The following is a 15778-nucleotide window of genomic DNA, read 5'->3' on the forward strand; positions in this document are numbered from 1 at the left end:
CCTATTGGCCACTTTGACAACAAATGCCGCGTTCTGCCTCTTGGCGTTGACGGTGGCGAGTCGCACCATCGGTGCATGTCGGCACTCGTGGCGGGGGATCCGCGTCAGCTGGGCGAGTTCTGGCTCGCCGGGCGGCTGGGAGAGGGCGGTCAGGGCGTCGTCTACGAGGGGTACGACCCGGCCGGGCAGCGCGTGGCGATCAAGGTGCTGCATCCGGGGGCAGGGGCCGAGCTGCGGCGCAGGTTCGCCAAGGAGGCCGCCGCGACGCAGAGCGTCTCCGCGTTCTGCACCGCGCGGGTGCTCGCGGTCGAGCTCGACGGAGCCAGGCCCTTCATCGTCAGCGAGTACGTCGGCGGTCCCAGCCTGCGCCGCGCCGTGGAGACCGGCGGCCCGTACGGGCCGGATGATCTGTACCGGCTGGCCACCGGGATCGCCACGGCACTGACCGCGATCCACGAGGCCGGCGTGATCCACCGGGACCTCAAACCGGACAACGTTCTCATCGGTCCCGACGGGCCGCGCGTGATCGACTTCGGCATCGCCAGAACCTCGGAGATGTCGCTCACCCCCACCGGTCAAACAGCGGGCACGCCCGCGTTCATGGCGCCGGAGAGCGTCATCGGGGAGCGCGCGGGCCCTCCCGTGGACGTGTGGGCGTGGGGTGCGGTGACGCTGTTCGCCGCGACAGGGCGCGACCCGTTCGACGCCGAGAACATGGCGGCGCTGTTCCACCAGATCCTCGCGGCGGAACCCGACCTGTCGCCCCTGCGGGAGCCGCTTCGCTCGCTCGTGGCCGCCGCCATGGCCAAGGACCCTCAGTCCCGGCCGTCGGCCCGCATGCTGCTGCTCGGCCTGGTCGGCGACCTCGGCGAGCTGCAGGCCCTGCTGGCCGAGGGCAGCCGTGCGGCCGAACCGGTGCGCTCCCCCGCCGAGCTGGCCCCGCCTCCGCTCGAGTCGGTGGCCGAGGGGATCTACCAGCGGTTGCGGGCCGAGGACCGGGTGCTGGTGCCGCAGATCATGCTCCGCATGGTCGTGCCCGGTGAGGGCGCCGAGGACATGCTCAGGAAGGTGCGGACGGCGGAGCTGGAGGACGGCGTCGTCATCGCCGCCGACGCCGAGCGGGTGCTGGCCGGATTCGCCCGCGCCGAGCTGGTCGTCCGCGACGGCGACACGCTCTCGCTGGCCAACGCCGCGCTGCTGCGGGCCTGGCCGCGGATGCGGGAGTGGATCGAGGCCGACCGGGACGGGCTGCTGATCCACCGCCGGTTGGGCGAGGCGGCGCAGCACTGGCACGAGCACGGCCGCCGCCCGGGCGACCTTTACCAAGGCAGCCTCCTGGAGGCGGCGCTGAGCTGGGCCGCGACCGGTCGCCACCATGCCACCCTGAACCTCGTCGAGAACGCCTTCCTCGACGCCGGGCTGGCCATGAGCCGGGTCCGCGCCCGGCGCCGCAGGCAGATCAGCGTGACGCTGGCCGTACTGCTCGCCGTAGCGCTGGCCGCCGCAGGAGTGGCCGTGGACCAGCGGGCCACGGCCGTGCGGGAACGCGACACGGCCATCGCCCGCAGGACGGCCGTGCTGGCGGGCGAGCTGCGTACCTCGCAGCCGCAGCCGGCGATGCTGCTGAGCGTGGCCGCCTGGCGCATCGCGCCGGTGGACGAGGGCAGGGCCGCGCTGTACAGCTCGCTGGCCCAGAAGGAGGTGAGCGTGGTCTCGCCCCCCTTGGCGAGCGCTGACGCGGTGTTCGATCTCAGCGCCGACGGGCGGGCCGAGGCGGTGGCCGACAGGGGCCGGGTCGTGCTGCGGGACCTGGCCGGCGGCGCGGTGCTGCGCTCGATCGGCGGCATCGGCCAGGGGGTGCGGGCGATCGCGTTGAGCCACGACCAGGCGCGGGTGGCGGTGAGCGGTACGGGCGGCGTGCGCGTGTTCGACCTGGCCACCGGGAAGCCGGGCGAGATCATCCGGCAGGAGGCGACCGAGCTGGTCTTCAGCTCCGACGACCGCCTTCTGGGGCTGCTGGCCGGTGACACCGTCGGTGTGTGGCCCGCCTCCGGTGGCGAGCCGCTGGTCCTGGTGCGCGACGACCTGGCCGACAATGTGGTGATCTCCCCGGATGGGCGCCTGGCGGCGCTGGTGTTCAGCGACCGCCGCTTCCAGCTCTGGGACCTGCGGTCACGGCGCCCGGTGCCTGCGCCGCACGGCGGGCGGGCGGACGGGGTGGCCTTCGGCGCGGCGGGAACCGTCTCTTTGAGCGTGGACGGTGGCGTGCGCGTCTGGGACCTGGCAGCGGGACGGTTCAACCCCGGGCTGGAGGCCGAGGGGATGACCGCCCGCTGGATGACCTACAGCGACGACGGCACGATGCTGGTGGCCTCCGACCGGGCCAACCTGGGCGTGTGGGACGTCTCCGGCACCGCGCCCGTCCTGTACTACGCGCTGGCCGACACCATGCACCGGCCGCTGGCACGGCTCAGCCGCGACCACACCCGGATCACCTACCTGACCGGGCGCGGCTCGGTCGCGACCCTCGACCTGGGGCACGACCTGCACCCGCTGAAGGTGTCGCGTTCCGCGGAGGCCGCGGCGTTCGGGCCGGGCGCGCGGATCGCCGCCGTCGCGGCCGACGGCGGGCTGATGCTGTGGGACACCGCCCAGCGCAGGGAGCTCGGCGCGCTGCGCGGCCGGGCGGCCATCTCCGTGCTGGCCTTCAGCCCGGACGGGCGATGGCTGGCGGCGGGCGCCGCGGACTCGCGCGAGGTGACCTTGTGGGACGTGGCCCGCCGCTCCCCGGTGGGCACGGTACGGCTGGCCCACGGCGACTCGGTGGACGGCCTGGTCTTCAGCCCGGACGGGCGGACGCTCGCCGCCGCACCCGACGAGGGCCCGGCCGAGCTGTGGGACGTGGCGACACTGACCCGGACCCGCATCCTGCCCAGGGACGGCGACCGCGCCATGGCCTTCCGTCCCGACGGCGGCGCCCTGGCCGTCGGCGGTCTCGACAGCGCCGTGGTGGATCTGCGCGGCGGTGGCGTCGTGGACAAGCCCTTCGGCGGCGGCATCGACGGGGTCCACTCCATCGCGTACGCGGGCTCGCACGTCGCCACCGGCTTCCATCAGTTAGGCGTCGATCTGTGGGACGCCACGGACGGCCGATCCCAGGGCCGCCTGTGGCCGGACCCCGCCGAGTTCGACACCGTCGTCGCGCTGGCCTTCTCCGCCGGCGGAACGCTGCTGGCGACCGGCGGGACCAGCGGCGCGGTGCGCCTGTGGGACACCGGGCGCCTGGTGCCGGTCGGCGACTCCTACCGGGCGCACGTCCACGAGGTGCTCGCCCTGGCCTACACCGCCGACGGCCGGTGGCTGCGCAGCGCCGGCGAGGACGGCACCATCCAGACCTACCCCGTCGACCCCGGCCTGGCCGCGGACGCGGTCTGCGCGCGCGCCCACGCCGAAATGGATCGCGCCACGTGGCAGCGATACATCCCCGAAATCCCCTTCAGGAAGGTGTGCTGAGTCATGAGGCTGCTTCGCAGAGACGACCACGACCCCCAGATCGAATCCGTCGAGGTGACCCCTCCCACCGTGCTGCTCGGCGAGCCGTTCACGATCACGGTCGCCACCAGCGACAACGGTCCGAGGGACACCCTCACGGGCACCCTGTCCGGACCTGACGGCGGGCAGGTGCGGCTGAGGTTCACCCGGACCGGCGAGAGCGTCTTCCAGCAGGTGTGGGAGGCCGGGTCCACGATCGGTGACGGGCGCGGGCAGTGGCAGGTCCACGTCGCGATCCGGGAGGACACCGCCGAGGCGTCCTTCGAGGTCGCCGACCGTGCCGGCACCGTCGAGACCCGCATCCGCGGCTTCGCCGTCGAGCCCGAACCGGTCGATCCCGGCGACCCGCTGACGTTCACCGGCCGCCTGGAACGCGCGGCCGGGGGCGACGACTGGTCGGGACTGCCGGAGGGGCAGCCCATCCTGGTGTCCTTCCAGGCCGAGGACGAGTTCGCCTGGCACGTGATCACCGAGACGAAGACCGGGGAGGGCGGCCGGTTCACCGCCACCGCCACCGCGGTCGAGTCGGGGCTCTGGCGCGCCGAGTTCCAGGGCGGCGGCGATCTGCGAGCCACGAGGAGCGCCGAGGTCCGCTCGACGGTCAGACGCTCCGAAGGAGACGTCAAGGTGAGCCACGGCCGGAAACCGACCACGGTGGGGAAGGGCAAGACCGTCACTCACCGCGGCATCGTCTGTTACTGGACGGGCAACGGCTGGAGCACCGTCAGCAACCGCACGGTGCTGCTCAAGGTGAGCGGAACCGACCACCCCGAGATCAACGACAAGACCGACGGCCACGGCAAATACAAGATCACCGAGCATGCCCAGGCGTCGGGAGAGCGCGTAGTGGTCTTCCGCAAGCAGGGCCAGTACAGCGCGAAGGAGAGCGCCGCGTGCCAGGTGACGGTGACGTGAACGGCGAAGCCCCACCATCGGTCTGTGTCCAGACCGGTGGTGGGGCGAACGGCCACGTTCCTCGGGTCAGCGGTTGGTTCTGGGCAGCGCCTGGACCAGAGCGGCGACGATCACGTCCAGGGCGATGAGGAGGAGCAGCCCCAGGGCGAAGGCGTGCGGGTAGCTGCCCAGGGCTCCGTAGAAGACCAGGCCGACCACGGCCACACCGATCGCGCCGCCCGCCTGCTGCGAGGTGCTCAGCACGCCGGCCGCGGAGGCGGCGTGCCGGGGGTCGACACCGCTGAGGACCAGGGCGGGCAGCGGAGCCATGACCAGGCCCATGCCCGCGCCGGCGACCACGAGGCCGGGGATGATCCAGGCGACGGGACCGTGGTCGCCGAGCCCCGTGGCGGACAGGGCGAGCATGCCGTACCCGAGGGCCATGACCAGCGCCCCGACCGTGACGACCTGGCGTCCGAGCCTCGCGGCGAGCTTGGCCGCCTGGGTCGAGGAGGCGAAGTAGCCGATGCCGAGCGGCAGGAAGATGAGCCCGGAGCCCATGGCGTCAAGCCCGCGGCCCTGCTGCAGGTAGAGGGCCAGGATCAGGAAGAACGAGCCCATCGTCATCGCGTGCAGCAGGCTGACCACCATGCCCACGGAGAACGAGCGGTTCCGGAACAGCTCGGGGCTGACCAGCGGTGCGGCGACCCGCCGCTGGTGGAGCGCGAACGAGGTCAGCAGGACGACCGCCGCGGCCAGGCACACCCAGGTCCACAGGGGCCAGCCCTGCTCGCGGCCCTGCACCAGCGGGAAGACGATGGCGACCAGGCCGAGCGAGACCAGTACGGTGCCCGCCAGGTCCAGCCGCGGGCCGCCGCCGGGGAGGCGGGATTCGGGCACCATGCGCGGGACCAGGGCAAGGGCGATCGCGCCCACCGGCACGTTGATCAGGAAGATGGTCCGCCAGCCGAGCCCCGCCACGTCCGCGTTGATCAGCAGGCCGCCGATGAGCTGCCCGAACACGCCGCCGAAGCCCATCGTGACGCCGTAGGCGTTGAAGGCCTTCGCCCGGCTCTCACCGGTGTAGACGGTGTTGATGATGGCCAGGACCTGCGGCATCAGCAGCGCCGCGCCCAGGCCCTGGACGACCCTGGCGGCGATCAGCATTCCCGCGGTGGGCGCTGCCCCGCAGAGGAGCGACGCCACGGTGAAGGCGGCCAGGCCGATGGCGAACATCCTGCGCCGGCCGTACAGGTCTCCCAGTCTCCCCGCGGTGATCAGCCCGGCGGCGAGCGCGAGGCCGAAGCCGGCGACGATGAACTGGATCTGCGAGGGCGTGGCGTGCAGGTCGATCTGGATGGCGGGGATCGCCACGTTGACGATGAAGAAGTCGAGGGTGGTGATGAAGAGCCCGGACAGCAGGACCAGCAGGGTCCCCTGTCCGGGATCTGCCGTCCGCGCGGCCGCGGACTCGGGCGCCTTGATGGCGGTCATGTCGCTCTCCTGGTGTGGTGGCCGTTGCAAGGTCGACAATGCCGCCAACACGTGAATGAGCGCGATTACGCGGGAGGTAATGCCGGCGCCTCACGCCGGCACCCCCGCCTCCAGGGGGATCGATTCAGAGGACGTCTTCGACGGTGATCGGGATCTTGTGGTGGCGTCGGCCGGTGGCGTGGAAGATCGCGTTGGCGATGGCCGCGCCGGACCCCACCATGCCGATCTCCCCCACGCCCTTGACCCCCAGCGGGTTGACCACCGTGTCCTCGACCTCGACGATCTCGATCTGCACGTCCGGGGCGTCGGCGTTGACCGGCACCAGGTAGTCGCCGAGGCTGGCGTTGGCCCAGCGGCCCTGGACCGGGTCCATGTGGGTGGCCTCGAGCAGCGCGTGGCTCAGGCCCCACAGCATGCCGCCCATGAGCTGGCTGTGCACGGCCCGCTTGTTCAGCACGCGCCCGGGCGCGAAGGCCCCGGTCATCCTGCGCACCCGCACGGTACCGAGGTCCTGGTCGACGGCGACCTCGGCGAACTGGGCGCCGAAGGTGGCGCTGGCGTACTTCTCGCTCGGCGGCGGCGGGTCCCAGCTGCCGATCGCCTCGGCGTCGGTGAGGTGGTTGCGCCGCATGAGCTCGGCGTAGCTCTCGCCGCGCTCGGGGTGGCCGCGCACCGCCATGCGGCCGTTCGCCACGTCGACCTGGCCGGGGTCCGCGCCGTGCAACGGGGACTTGACGTCGGCGATCGCGCGCGCCACGAGCTGCTCGCGCAGGGCGGTGGCGGCGGCGTGCACCCCGGCGCTGATCACGCCGGTGCCGGCCGAGCCGACCGCCGCCACGGTGTTGGGCAGCGCGGTGTCGCCGCACTCGAACCTGATGGCGTCGAGCCCCACGCCCAGCGCGTCGGCGGCCACCTGGGTCATCGCGGTCCGTATGCCGGTGCCGAACTCGGCGAACGACGCCTGCACCACCGCCCGGCCGTCGTCGTACAGCCGGGCGCGGGCCCGCTGCGGGGTGAAGACCGGGTACACGGGATAGAACGAGGTGGCCATGCCCGTGCCGATGAGCAGGTTCCCCTCGCGGCGCATGCGCGGCCGCGGGTCGCGGTCGTCCCAGCCGAACAGCTCGGCGCCGCGGGCGTAGCACTTCTTGAGCCCCTTGCTCGACCACGGGTTCCTGGTCTCCGGGTCGAGGTCGGCGTGGTTGACCAGCCGCAGCTGGATCGGGTCCATGCCGAGCTGGTACGCCAGCTCGTCCATGGCGGTCTCCAGGACGAACATCCCCTCTGCCTCGCCGGGCGCGCGGATGAACGACGGCGTGATGGTGTTGGCCTTGATCAGCCGGTAGACGCTCTCGTAGTTGGGGCACGCGTACACCGACGCCGAGCAGCCGAGCGCGGGGCCCGCCCAGTCGTCGAAGTGGGAGGTCGGCGAGAGCTTGTAGTGGCGGATGGCCGTCAGCCGGCCGTCCGACCTGGCGCCCAGGACGAGGTGCTGCTCCTGCTCCTCGCGGTGCCCGACGGAGTCGAACATCTGCTCCCGGCTCAGCGCCAGCCGAACCGGGCGGCCGACGTGCCGGGCCGCCAGCGCGGCGAGCGCCGGATGGTCCCAGATCATGGCCTTGGAGCCGAAGCTGCCGCCGACGTACTCCGCGACGACCCGCACCTGCGAGGCCGGGATGCCCAGCTGCGCGGCGACCGTGAGCTGCGTGGCGTTGGGTCCCTGGGTGCCGTCCCAGAGGGTCAGCAGGTCGCCTTCCCACACGGCCGTGGTCGCCGACGTCTCGATCGGGTTGTGGTGGTTGGCCGCGCAGTGATAGGTGGCCGCCACCTGCGCCTCGGCCTCGTTCAGCCCCGCCTCGACGTTGCCGCGCGTGCTGTGACCCGAGATCATGCCGGCGAACACCCGCTCCGCCTCGAACATCTGACCGCGGCCCTGCTCGATCGTGGTGATCGCGGGCGTCCGCGCGTAGGTGATCCGCACCAGCTTGGCCGCCTGCTCGGCGGCCTCGAGCGTGTCGGCGACCACGATCGCGACGTGCTGGCCCGCGTAGTGGACGACGTCGTCCTGCATCGGGAAGAACGACTGGGCGGGAGCGGCCCCGCCGCCCAGCGACGGGAACAGTTCCGGCTGGTCCTTGGCCACCGGCCCCAGGTTCTGATGGGTCAGTACGGCGAGCACACCCTCGGCCCGCTCGGCCTCACCCGTGTCGATGCCGGTGATCCTGCCGCTGGGCACGTCGGCGCCGATCAGCACCGCGTGGACGAGACCGGGCAGCATGATCTCCGCGGAGTAGCGGGCCGATCCGGTGACCTTGTGCCGCCCGTCGACGCGCTCGACGGGCTGTCCGATCGTGGTCATCGTCCTTCTCCCAGCGTCATCGCCGTCTCCAGCGCCCTGATCATGGTCCGCTGGGCCAGCTCGATCTTGAAGCCGTTCATCGACCGGGCGACGGCGGGCGCCATCTCCTCGCGTGCGGCCCGTTCGAAGGTCTCCCTGCCGGCGGGCGCGCCGGTCAGGACCTGCTCGGCCCGCCTGGCCCGCCATGGCTTGGTCGCCACGCCGCCCAGGGCCAGCCGTACCTCCTTGATCGTGCCGTTCTCGACGCTGATCGCGGCGGCGGCGGAGGCGAGCGCGAACTCGTACGACTCGCGGTCGCGGACCTTCAGGTAGGTCGACCGGCGGGCGATCGGCACGGCGGGCACCTCGATCGCGGTGATCAGCTCGGCGCGCCCGAGCGGGTGCTCCACCTGCGGCGCGTCGGCGGGCACCAGGAAGAAGTCGTCGATGAGGATCTCGCGCCTCCCGCGGGGGCCCTCCACGTGCACGATCGCGTCCAGCGCGACGAGCGCGACGGCGACGTCGGAGGGGTGCGTGGCGATGCAGTGCTCGCTCGTGCCGAGCACGGCGTGGCCGCGGTTGACGCCCTCGATCGCCGCGCAGCCGCTGCCCGGCGCGTGCTTGTTGCAGTTCGAGCGCATGTCGCGGAAGTAGGAGCAGCGCACGCGCTGCATGAGGTTGCCGCCCATGGTGGCCATGTTGCGCAGCTGCGCGGACGCGCCGAGCAGCAGCGCCTGCGAGATCATCGGATATCTGTCGAGTACGGCGGGCGTCAGCGCGACGTCGTTCATCCGCGCGAGCGCGCCGATGCGCAGGCCGCCGCCGGGCAGGTCCTCGATCTCGGTGAGCGGCAGGTCGTTGACGTCCACCAGCAGGTCGGTCGATTCGGTGCCGATCCGCAGCATGTCGACCTTCGTCGTACCGCCGGCCAGGAAGGCACAGTCGCGGCCGTTGGCGACGGTGGCGATGGCGCCCGCCACGTCCTCGGCCCGCAGGTAGCTAAACGGTCGCATCGCGCACCTCCCTGATGGCCTGGCGGATGTTCGGGTAGGCGGCGCAGCGGCAGAGGTTGCCGCTCATCCACTCGCGGATCTCCGCGTCGTCGGCGGTGTGCCCCTCCTCCAGCAGCGCGACGGCCGACATGATCTGGCCGGGCGTGCAGTATCCGCACTGGAAGGCGTCGTTCCTCATGAACGCCTGCTGCACCGGGTGGAGCGCGCCGTTGGCCAGCCCCTCGATGGTCGTCACCTCGCGCCCCTCGCAGGAGATGGCCAGCGTCAGGCACGACAGGACGCGCCGGCCGTCGACGTGCACCGTGCAGGCTCCGCACGCGCCCTGGTTGCAGCCCTTCTTGGTGCCCATCAGGTCCATGCGCTCCCGCAGGGCGTCCAGCAGGCTGACTCGCGGCTCGATGTTCAGCACCTGCGTCACGCCGTTCACCGACAGCTTGACCTCGACGGCTTCCGGCCCTCGTTCGTGCACGCCCATGACTCCCCCAGGGATAGACCACCGACAGTGGTTCCCCCTCGCCGGTAGACCCACCGGCAAGACCCGACAAAGCCCTGTTAGACCATCTCCGCGCTCACGACGTCCGACGGGGCCGCCGCGGTCGGCCTGTGCTTGCCGTACCGCTGTGCTGCGTGGAGCGGGTCCTCCCACGGGGCGAGAGGTCCGGCCTATCGGCCGCCGAGCCCGGCTCATCGGCGGAGGCGGGAGATCGCCGTCAGGCAGGAGTCGGCCGGACCGCCGGATCAATAGCGTCGGAGCATGCGATCTGATCTGGGTGTCTTTCTGAGGGCGGCCGTGCGCAGGCCCTTCGTGATCGGCGCGTTCGCGCCCACCTCGGAGGTGCTGGCGGCGCAGCTGGTCGAGGTGGTGCCGAAGCGAGGGGCGCCGACCGTGCTGGAGCTGGGGCCGGGGACGGGCGCGATCAGCGGGCTGATCAGGTCGCGGATGCCGGCCGCGGCGCGGTTCGTGGCGGTGGAGACCGACCGGGCGATGGTCGATCATCTGGCCGTGACCCGTCCGTGGCTGGAGGTGCTGCACATGGACGCCGCCAACCTCGGTTCGCGCATCGGCGAGGGCGAGGTGGACGCCGTGGTGAGCGCGCTGCCGTGGACGCTGATCCCGGAGCGGGCGCAGGGGCGCATCCTTGCGGCGATCTCGCAGGTGCTGGCGCCCGGGGGCAGCTTCACCACGATCGCCTACCTGACCGGCACGCGGTTCGGTCCTGGCAGGCGGTTCCGCGGGCGGCTGGGCGCGGCCTTCGACGAGGTCCTGACGACCAGGACCGTCTGGCGCAACCTGCCGCCCGCGCGCACGTACGTCTGCCGCCGCCCGATCGTGGCCGCGCCGACCGGACGGACAGCTGCCAGGAGCCGATGAAACCGCTCGCTGCTCCGTTGGATTTTCGGGCCCGGTCTGTCTGGCAGGGTGTGCGGATCAGCCGTGAAGGGCGGTGACGGGAACCGTCGCCCTCCCTGGGAGGGCGTCCCACAGGAGAGGCGTGGCGTCCTGGCCGGAATCTTCGGGCAGGGCACGGAAAGCTGCCGAGCGCCGGGTGGCCAGCAGCCGGTCGGGGCCGATGGGGTCTTCCCACCCGGCCGCCATCGCGCCGTTGTTGATCTCGGCGAGCAGTGGGGTGATGGCATCGCCGTCGATCGCCAGGTCGATGTCCATGAAGACGTGGACGTCGGCGGTGTCCAGCCGCAGCAGCTTGGCGCGGCTTTCGCTCCAGGTCGCGGTGCCCTCCCGCCACAGTGGGCGTTGCCGTACGTGCCAGGCGGTGATGCGGTCGGGGTGGCTTTCGGCCTCGGCGTGCAGGACGGCGCCGGCGCCGTCGACGTCGCCCAGGTCCAGGGCGAGCACGTGCGCGGTGGTGTGCGCGATCAGCGCGTCGATGCAGGCCCGGGCCTCGCCGGGTCGTCCGTCGATGAGCAGGCCTACGGTGACGGTCAGGTCTCCGGTCTCCACGCGCTGCCGTTCGCGCACGATGCCGGCGTCGTCGAGCCGGTTGGCGGCCAGCGTGGCGTCCCAGACCCGCTGGGCGTGCACCATGTCCTCCTGGGCGTCCTCCTGGGCGTCGCCTGGCTGCCCGGGCTCACCGGAGAAGCCGAAGCCGGCGGCCGGTTCCGCCTCGGCTCCGCGGGCAGGCTCGTGATGGTGCTGGTGGGAGGGGTCATCGCGCGGGGCTTGGCTGGTGTCGCGCCCGGTCCCCGAGACGCCCGCGATGCCGCCGAAGGCGGACCTCGTGGGCGATTCATCGGATCGTGCGGAGACCGGGATCGACTGGACTGTCGGCCAGACGTGGAAGGTGGTCATGACTTCTTCCTCATTGCGGGTTCTCATGCGGACAGGTTCGGGCACGGCGATCCGGCTGTCGTCGGATCCCGCGTCCTCTCCGGCGTGACCCGGCTTGCCTTCAGTCGTTTCGGGCGGCCCGGTTGAGGGCCATCGCGAGCGTCGTGCCGTACACGATGTGACCGAAGGCCATCACGGCCTGCCGTCCCACGCTGTCGCGGTGAATGGGTGGCAGCACGCCCATCCACGGCACCCATCCGGCGTAGCTGGCCGCCCAGATGGCCAGCCCATACGCCTGCGCCACCGACACCCGGACCGGCCCTCCCCTGGTCACCAGGCCGAACAGGGCACCCGAGGCCATGCCGAAGCCGAAGTGGGCCATCACGCCGAGCACGCCCTCGCCGGACTTGGGCCGGTGGCGGTGGCCGGGCAGCATCGCCCGCACGACGCGCTTGGGCGGCTGGTCAGCCATCAGTCCGGCCCGCTGGCCGGCAAGCATCACCGCGCTCATCGCCACCGTGGCCAGTGCGCCGCCGGCGGCTCCCGCTATCAGTTCACGCTTCATGCCGAGCGGCTACCCGCATGTCCGCGCGGAAAACGTTCTGACCTGGGGCGTTGTCGATGTCGCCGCCGGCTATCCCATGGGGCCCTGTCGAGGCGTGGTGTCTCCTTCCGGGCCGCCCTCCTCGGGGACCGGATAGCCAGTACCCGACAACGGCGCTTCGTCACTGTCGGGCGGTCGAGTGTGGGGCGTGTCGGAGGCGTCCGGGCGGGGGACGTCGCCGCGCCACGCGCCGGTCTCGCCGCCCCGGGACTCGATGAACTCCTTGAAGCGCCGCATGTCGGCCTGGACGCGGATGCGGACGAGCTGGAGCCAGTCGCCGGCGGTCTCGACGAAGCCTTCGGGGTCGTAGGCCATCTGGAGGGTGACGCGGGTGTTGGTGTCGTCGAGGCGGTGGAAGGTGACGACGCCTGAGTGCTTCGGCTTGTCCAGGGTGTGCCAGGCGACGCGCTCGTCCGGATGCTGTTCTGCGATCTCGGTCTCGAACTCGCGCTTGACCCCGGCGATCTCCGCCTGCCAGACGGCGCGGGTGTCCGTGAGCTGTTTGACCGACTCCACCCCTTCCATGAATTCGGGGAACGTCTCGAACTGCGTCCACTGGTTGTAGGCGACGCGGATCGGGACTCGGACGTCTATGGAGTACTCGATTGTGCTCATGGCATCGCCCCCTGCCCATCTCGCCCCAGGGCTAACGCATAGGTGCCGGGGATGGCGGTCGGGTCGGGGCCCGGCGATTGGCGTTCGAGTTCCTTGGGTAAGCACAGGGATTCGCAGCCAACTGGCCCGGCCTCAACGGGGATGCGTTCAGGACCTGGTTGTGTGGGTCCTCGTGGTGGCCATCAGGGGTTCAGGCTGCGCATGGGCGCCGGGGCTGCAGATCGTGGCCTCCGGCGCCCATGACGACATGTACCGACTTCCCCCGGTATTGGATGGCCGCAGCGCATGACCCTGAAGCCAGTCCTATATCCATGCATATCAACCTCCGCTTGGCTCCGCGAGATCGAGCGCGATCCTGCACCGGCCCGTGGTCGAGTGTTGACCTATATGGACATCGAGGCCCGGAGGGCAGGCCAACCGTTGACGTGATCGAGACCTCGCCTTGCGCACTGCAGTGCATAGCGGGTCTGGCCTTGGGATCAGCCGGCGAGTGTGGATTCCCCGAACCGACGACGACCTGGCCGCCGTCGAAAACAGATAGAGGAAGAACTGTTCAGGAATTCGACTTCGTGGGTTAGCCTGAGTGGGACAAATCGGTCATGCAGGCGATGCGGGGACTCGATCACGCGCTTGCCGGCTCCGAAGGTGGGAGGGATGCGATGACCGCACTCACGGTGACCAGCAGCCAGTTGTCCTCCAGCACGCTCATCAGGGTGAAAGGCGAGGTCGACACCACCACCTCCGAACAGCTGAAAGCCGTCATCACCCATGGACGGCGCGCGGGCCGGCCGCTGGTCGTCGACGTGTCCGGGATGAGCTTCCTGGACTGCAAAGGTCTGAGCGTGCTGCTCCACGCGCACACCGATGCGGAACGAGACGGTGGCAGCCTCTACCTGGCAGGCGTGCAATCCAGGCCGCTGCGGGTCATGCAGATCACCGCCGTCCTGTCCCGCCTGAACGTCTATCCCACCCTCGATGAGGCCTTCACCGCCATATCGAACGGCAGCCCGCAGCCCCGGACGCATCGCCACGCCTTCGGCTACTGAGCCAACGTCCAGCCACCGCCCTCGGAAGCAGATGCTGCCCTGCCGTACCACGTCTGGGTCCTATCGGCAGATGGTCCCGGTCGGGGGAAGGGTGCCTGACACCAGATACTCGTCGATGCGGGCCGTGGCGCAGGATGCCCTGAGATACGAGCTGTGTCCGTTGCCGCCGTTCTCGTCATTCACCAGCAGACCGGAGCCGCGGATGTGCGATGACAGACTGCGGGCCCAGGACAGCGGGGTCGCGGGGTCGTGGGTGTTGCCGATCACGAGCACCGGCGGGACGCCGCGCACCTCCAGCCGACGTTGCGGGTTGGTCGGCGGAATCGGCCAGCCTACGCACCCCGCTGTCATGTCCCAGAACTCCGAGGTGCCCTTCATGTGCGGCGACAGCGTCCTGACCCGGTCGAGCCGGGCACGCAGATCACGGTAGCCGCTGATGCCGTGGGCGATGTCGAGGCACAGGATCGACCGATAGGCCGCCGTGCTCGCCGCGTCTTCGAGGGCTGCGCCGCGGACGGACGAGAAGATCTCGGCGTTGCCGTTCTCCGCCTGGACGATGCCGGCGGCCAGACCCCCGCCGTACTCGGGAAGCTGGTTGAGGAAGACATAGGCGACGTAGCGCAGTTCTTCCCCGGTCAGCGGACGGCCGCCCTTGACCGGGATGGGCTCGCGCTCGGCTCTGGCCACCAGATCGTCCCAGACCTGTGTGACGTCGCGGCCGTGCAGCGCGCAGGTCGGCGTCTGGGCGCACCAGTCGGCGAAGCGCTCGAAGGAGTCCTCGACGGCGACGGAGGCGTCGGCGACGAGCCGTTCGGAGCTGAGGCTGTGGTCGACCGCGCCGTCGAGCGCCATGGTGCGGACCTTGCCGGGGAACAGCCGCGCGTACTCGGTGCCCAGCATGGTGCCGTAGGACTTGCCCAGGAAACTGATCTTCGACTCCCCCAACGCTGCCCTGACCGCGTCGAAGTCGCGGGCCACGCTCGTGGTGTCGATCTCACCGAGCAGGCGTCCGGTGCCCGCAAGGCAGCTCGCGCCTACGGTCCGGTTGTGGGTCACCAGCGCGCGGTACCCGGCTAACGTCTGGGGGAACTCCGTCACGGACGGGTCGTGGACCGGCCGCTCGCACTTCACGGCCGAGCTCTCACCGACTCCGCGCGGGTCGATGCCCACCACGTCGAACCGGCGCAGCAACTCGCCACTGACGGCGTACGACGGGTAGTCGCGCAGCAGCATCACGGCCTGGCCGCCGGGGCCGCCGGGATTGAAGAAGAGCGTGCCGAGGCGCTCTCCGGTGGCCTTGCGGCGTACGACCGACAGCTTGATCTTGGGACCGTCCGGGGAGTCCCAATCGAGCGGCACCGCCACGGAGCCGCACTCCGCCTGCTGCTCTCCGCATGAGTGCCAGGAGACGGGCCCAGGAGCGGGCGCCGGGGTCGGAGGCAGCGCCAGGACGAGCGCCAGGAGGGCATGGTTCATGGCAGGCAATGCTGCTCGCGTACCGGATCATGCACATCGGCCGAACGTCCGATCCAGCTCAGCCAGACGGCCGGACTGCTCTCCCTGTTCGACATGGGGCGGTCCTACAGGAAACTCAATCCGGCTACGCCGCACAGCACAAGTGCCGATTCTGGGGACTGCTCGATCAGACCGGCCTGAGTACCCGCCGTCCGTGAGAATGGGGGCCTTTCTGCCGCAGCTGAACGGTAATGCAGTGCGGCTGTGTCACCCGGCGCCGACGGGCCTGAGCGCCGCACCGCCGACGAATTCGCGCGCCCCATAACGAGATGCGGCCGCGCAAGAATTGACCGGAGAAGCAAATGCCGCACGGCACCACCGCTGCGGCGAGGATCGAACGCCGCAGCCGGAAAGGGCAGATCACCTACCTCATCGTTGATACAGCCCTAGGGACTATATTTCAGCCGGCCGGGCACATTT

General features: G+C 71.0%; 12 protein-coding genes. 4 read left to right on the plus strand and 8 right to left on the minus strand.

The genetic code is table 11. The features are described from left to right. Nucleotides 1-75 precede the first annotated feature (75 nt). Both ACIBHX_RS28355 and ACIBHX_RS28360 read left to right on the plus strand, forming a co-directional pair. Nucleotides 76-3513, plus strand: a complete 3438-nt coding sequence (locus tag ACIBHX_RS28355) for a serine/threonine-protein kinase (protein ID WP_397070319.1) — start codon at nt 76-78, stop codon at nt 3511-3513. A gap of 3 nt (nt 3514-3516) precedes the next feature. Next, nucleotides 3517-4467, plus strand: a complete 951-nt coding sequence (locus tag ACIBHX_RS28360; RefSeq protein ID WP_397070320.1) for a hypothetical protein — start codon at nt 3517-3519, stop codon at nt 4465-4467. Between the two features lie 66 nt (nt 4468-4533). On the opposite strand, the gene ACIBHX_RS28365 is transcribed toward ACIBHX_RS28360, so the two are convergent. The 4 genes from ACIBHX_RS28365 to ACIBHX_RS28380 all read right to left on the minus strand — a co-directional run bounded on the left by ACIBHX_RS28365 (nt 4534) and on the right by ACIBHX_RS28380 (nt 9760). Then, on the minus strand, nt 4534-5940 hold the full coding sequence (locus ACIBHX_RS28365; RefSeq protein WP_397070321.1) for a DHA2 family efflux MFS transporter permease subunit: 1407 nt from the start codon (nt 5938-5940) through the stop codon (nt 4534-4536). 124 nt (nt 5941-6064) lie between these two features. Beyond that, on the minus strand, nt 6065-8299 hold the full coding sequence (locus tag ACIBHX_RS28370) for a xanthine dehydrogenase family protein molybdopterin-binding subunit (RefSeq protein WP_397070322.1): 2235 nt from the start codon (nt 8297-8299) through the stop codon (nt 6065-6067). After that, a complete protein-coding gene (locus ACIBHX_RS28375) occupies nt 8296-9291 on the minus strand; it encodes an FAD binding domain-containing protein (protein ID WP_397070323.1) in 996 nt (331 codons plus the stop codon). Before ACIBHX_RS28375 ends, ACIBHX_RS28370 begins: the two co-directional genes overlap by 4 nt. Further along, on the minus strand, nt 9278-9760 hold the full coding sequence (locus ACIBHX_RS28380) for a (2Fe-2S)-binding protein (protein ID WP_397070324.1): 483 nt from the start codon (nt 9758-9760) through the stop codon (nt 9278-9280). Before ACIBHX_RS28380 ends, ACIBHX_RS28375 begins: the two co-directional genes overlap by 14 nt. A 285-nt stretch (nt 9761-10045) precedes the next feature. Here ACIBHX_RS28380 and ACIBHX_RS28385 point away from each other — a divergent pair, with 285 nt between their 5' ends. Further along, nucleotides 10046-10663 carry a class I SAM-dependent methyltransferase gene (locus tag ACIBHX_RS28385; RefSeq protein WP_397070325.1) on the plus strand — a complete coding sequence of 206 codons (618 nt, stop codon included), beginning with the start codon at nt 10046-10048 and terminating at the stop codon, nt 10661-10663. A 57-nt stretch (nt 10664-10720) separates the two neighbouring features. On the opposite strand, the gene ACIBHX_RS28390 is transcribed toward ACIBHX_RS28385, so the two are convergent. The 3 genes from ACIBHX_RS28390 to ACIBHX_RS28400 form a co-directional block, all read right to left on the minus strand. Then, a complete protein-coding gene (locus ACIBHX_RS28390; RefSeq protein ID WP_397070326.1) occupies nt 10721-11626 on the minus strand; it encodes a hypothetical protein in 906 nt (301 codons plus the stop codon). 73 nt (nt 11627-11699) lie between these two features. After that, on the minus strand, nt 11700-12143 hold the full coding sequence (locus tag ACIBHX_RS28395) for a DUF6789 family protein (RefSeq protein ID WP_397070327.1): 444 nt from the start codon (nt 12141-12143) through the stop codon (nt 11700-11702). Between the two features lie 69 nt (nt 12144-12212). Continuing rightward, nucleotides 12213-12797 carry an SRPBCC family protein gene (locus ACIBHX_RS28400; protein WP_397070328.1) on the minus strand — a complete coding sequence of 195 codons (585 nt, stop codon included), beginning with the start codon at nt 12795-12797 and terminating at the stop codon, nt 12213-12215. A 599-nt stretch (nt 12798-13396) separates the two neighbouring features. Here ACIBHX_RS28400 and ACIBHX_RS28405 point away from each other — a divergent pair. Further along, a complete protein-coding gene (locus tag ACIBHX_RS28405) occupies nt 13397-13843 on the plus strand; it encodes an STAS domain-containing protein (protein WP_397070329.1) in 447 nt (148 codons plus the stop codon). Nucleotides 13844-13903: 60 nt separating this feature from the next. On the opposite strand, the gene ACIBHX_RS28410 is transcribed toward ACIBHX_RS28405, so the two are convergent. Then, complete coding sequence (locus ACIBHX_RS28410; RefSeq protein WP_397070330.1) at nt 13904-15319, minus strand: alpha/beta hydrolase; 1416 nt, start codon at nt 15317-15319, stop codon at nt 13904-13906. Nucleotides 15320-15778: the final 459 nt, after the last annotated feature.

Source organism: Nonomuraea sp. NPDC050536 (assembly GCF_044457685.1).
Taxonomy (GTDB): Bacteria; Actinomycetota; Actinomycetes; order Streptosporangiales; family Streptosporangiaceae; genus Nonomuraea.

What these genes read in the sequence shown, in the direction of transcription:
- ACIBHX_RS28355 (WP_397070319.1), top strand. Translation starts at nt 76, where the DNA reads ATGTCGGCACTCGTGGCGGGGGATCCGCGTCAGCTGGGCGAGTTCTGG.
- ACIBHX_RS28360 (WP_397070320.1), top strand. Translation starts at nt 3,517, where the DNA reads ATGAGGCTGCTTCGCAGAGACGACCACGACCCCCAGATCGAATCCGTC.
- ACIBHX_RS28365 (WP_397070321.1), bottom strand. Translation starts at nt 5,940, where the DNA reads ATGACCGCCATCAAGGCGCCCGAGTCCGCGGCCGCGCGGACGGCAGAT.
- ACIBHX_RS28370 (WP_397070322.1), bottom strand. Translation starts at nt 8,299, where the DNA reads ATGACCACGATCGGACAGCCCGTCGAGCGCGTCGACGGGCGGCACAAG.
- ACIBHX_RS28375 (WP_397070323.1), bottom strand. Translation starts at nt 9,291, where the DNA reads ATGCGACCGTTTAGCTACCTGCGGGCCGAGGACGTGGCGGGCGCCATC.
- ACIBHX_RS28385 (WP_397070325.1), top strand. Translation starts at nt 10,046, where the DNA reads ATGCGATCTGATCTGGGTGTCTTTCTGAGGGCGGCCGTGCGCAGGCCC.
- ACIBHX_RS28390 (WP_397070326.1), bottom strand. Translation starts at nt 11,626, where the DNA reads ATGAGAACCCGCAATGAGGAAGAAGTCATGACCACCTTCCACGTCTGG.
- ACIBHX_RS28395 (WP_397070327.1), bottom strand. Translation starts at nt 12,143, where the DNA reads ATGAAGCGTGAACTGATAGCGGGAGCCGCCGGCGGCGCACTGGCCACG.
- ACIBHX_RS28400 (WP_397070328.1), bottom strand. Translation starts at nt 12,797, where the DNA reads ATGAGCACAATCGAGTACTCCATAGACGTCCGAGTCCCGATCCGCGTC.
- ACIBHX_RS28405 (WP_397070329.1), top strand. Translation starts at nt 13,397, where the DNA reads ATGCAGGCGATGCGGGGACTCGATCACGCGCTTGCCGGCTCCGAAGGT.
- ACIBHX_RS28410 (WP_397070330.1), bottom strand. Translation starts at nt 15,319, where the DNA reads ATGAACCATGCCCTCCTGGCGCTCGTCCTGGCGCTGCCTCCGACCCCG.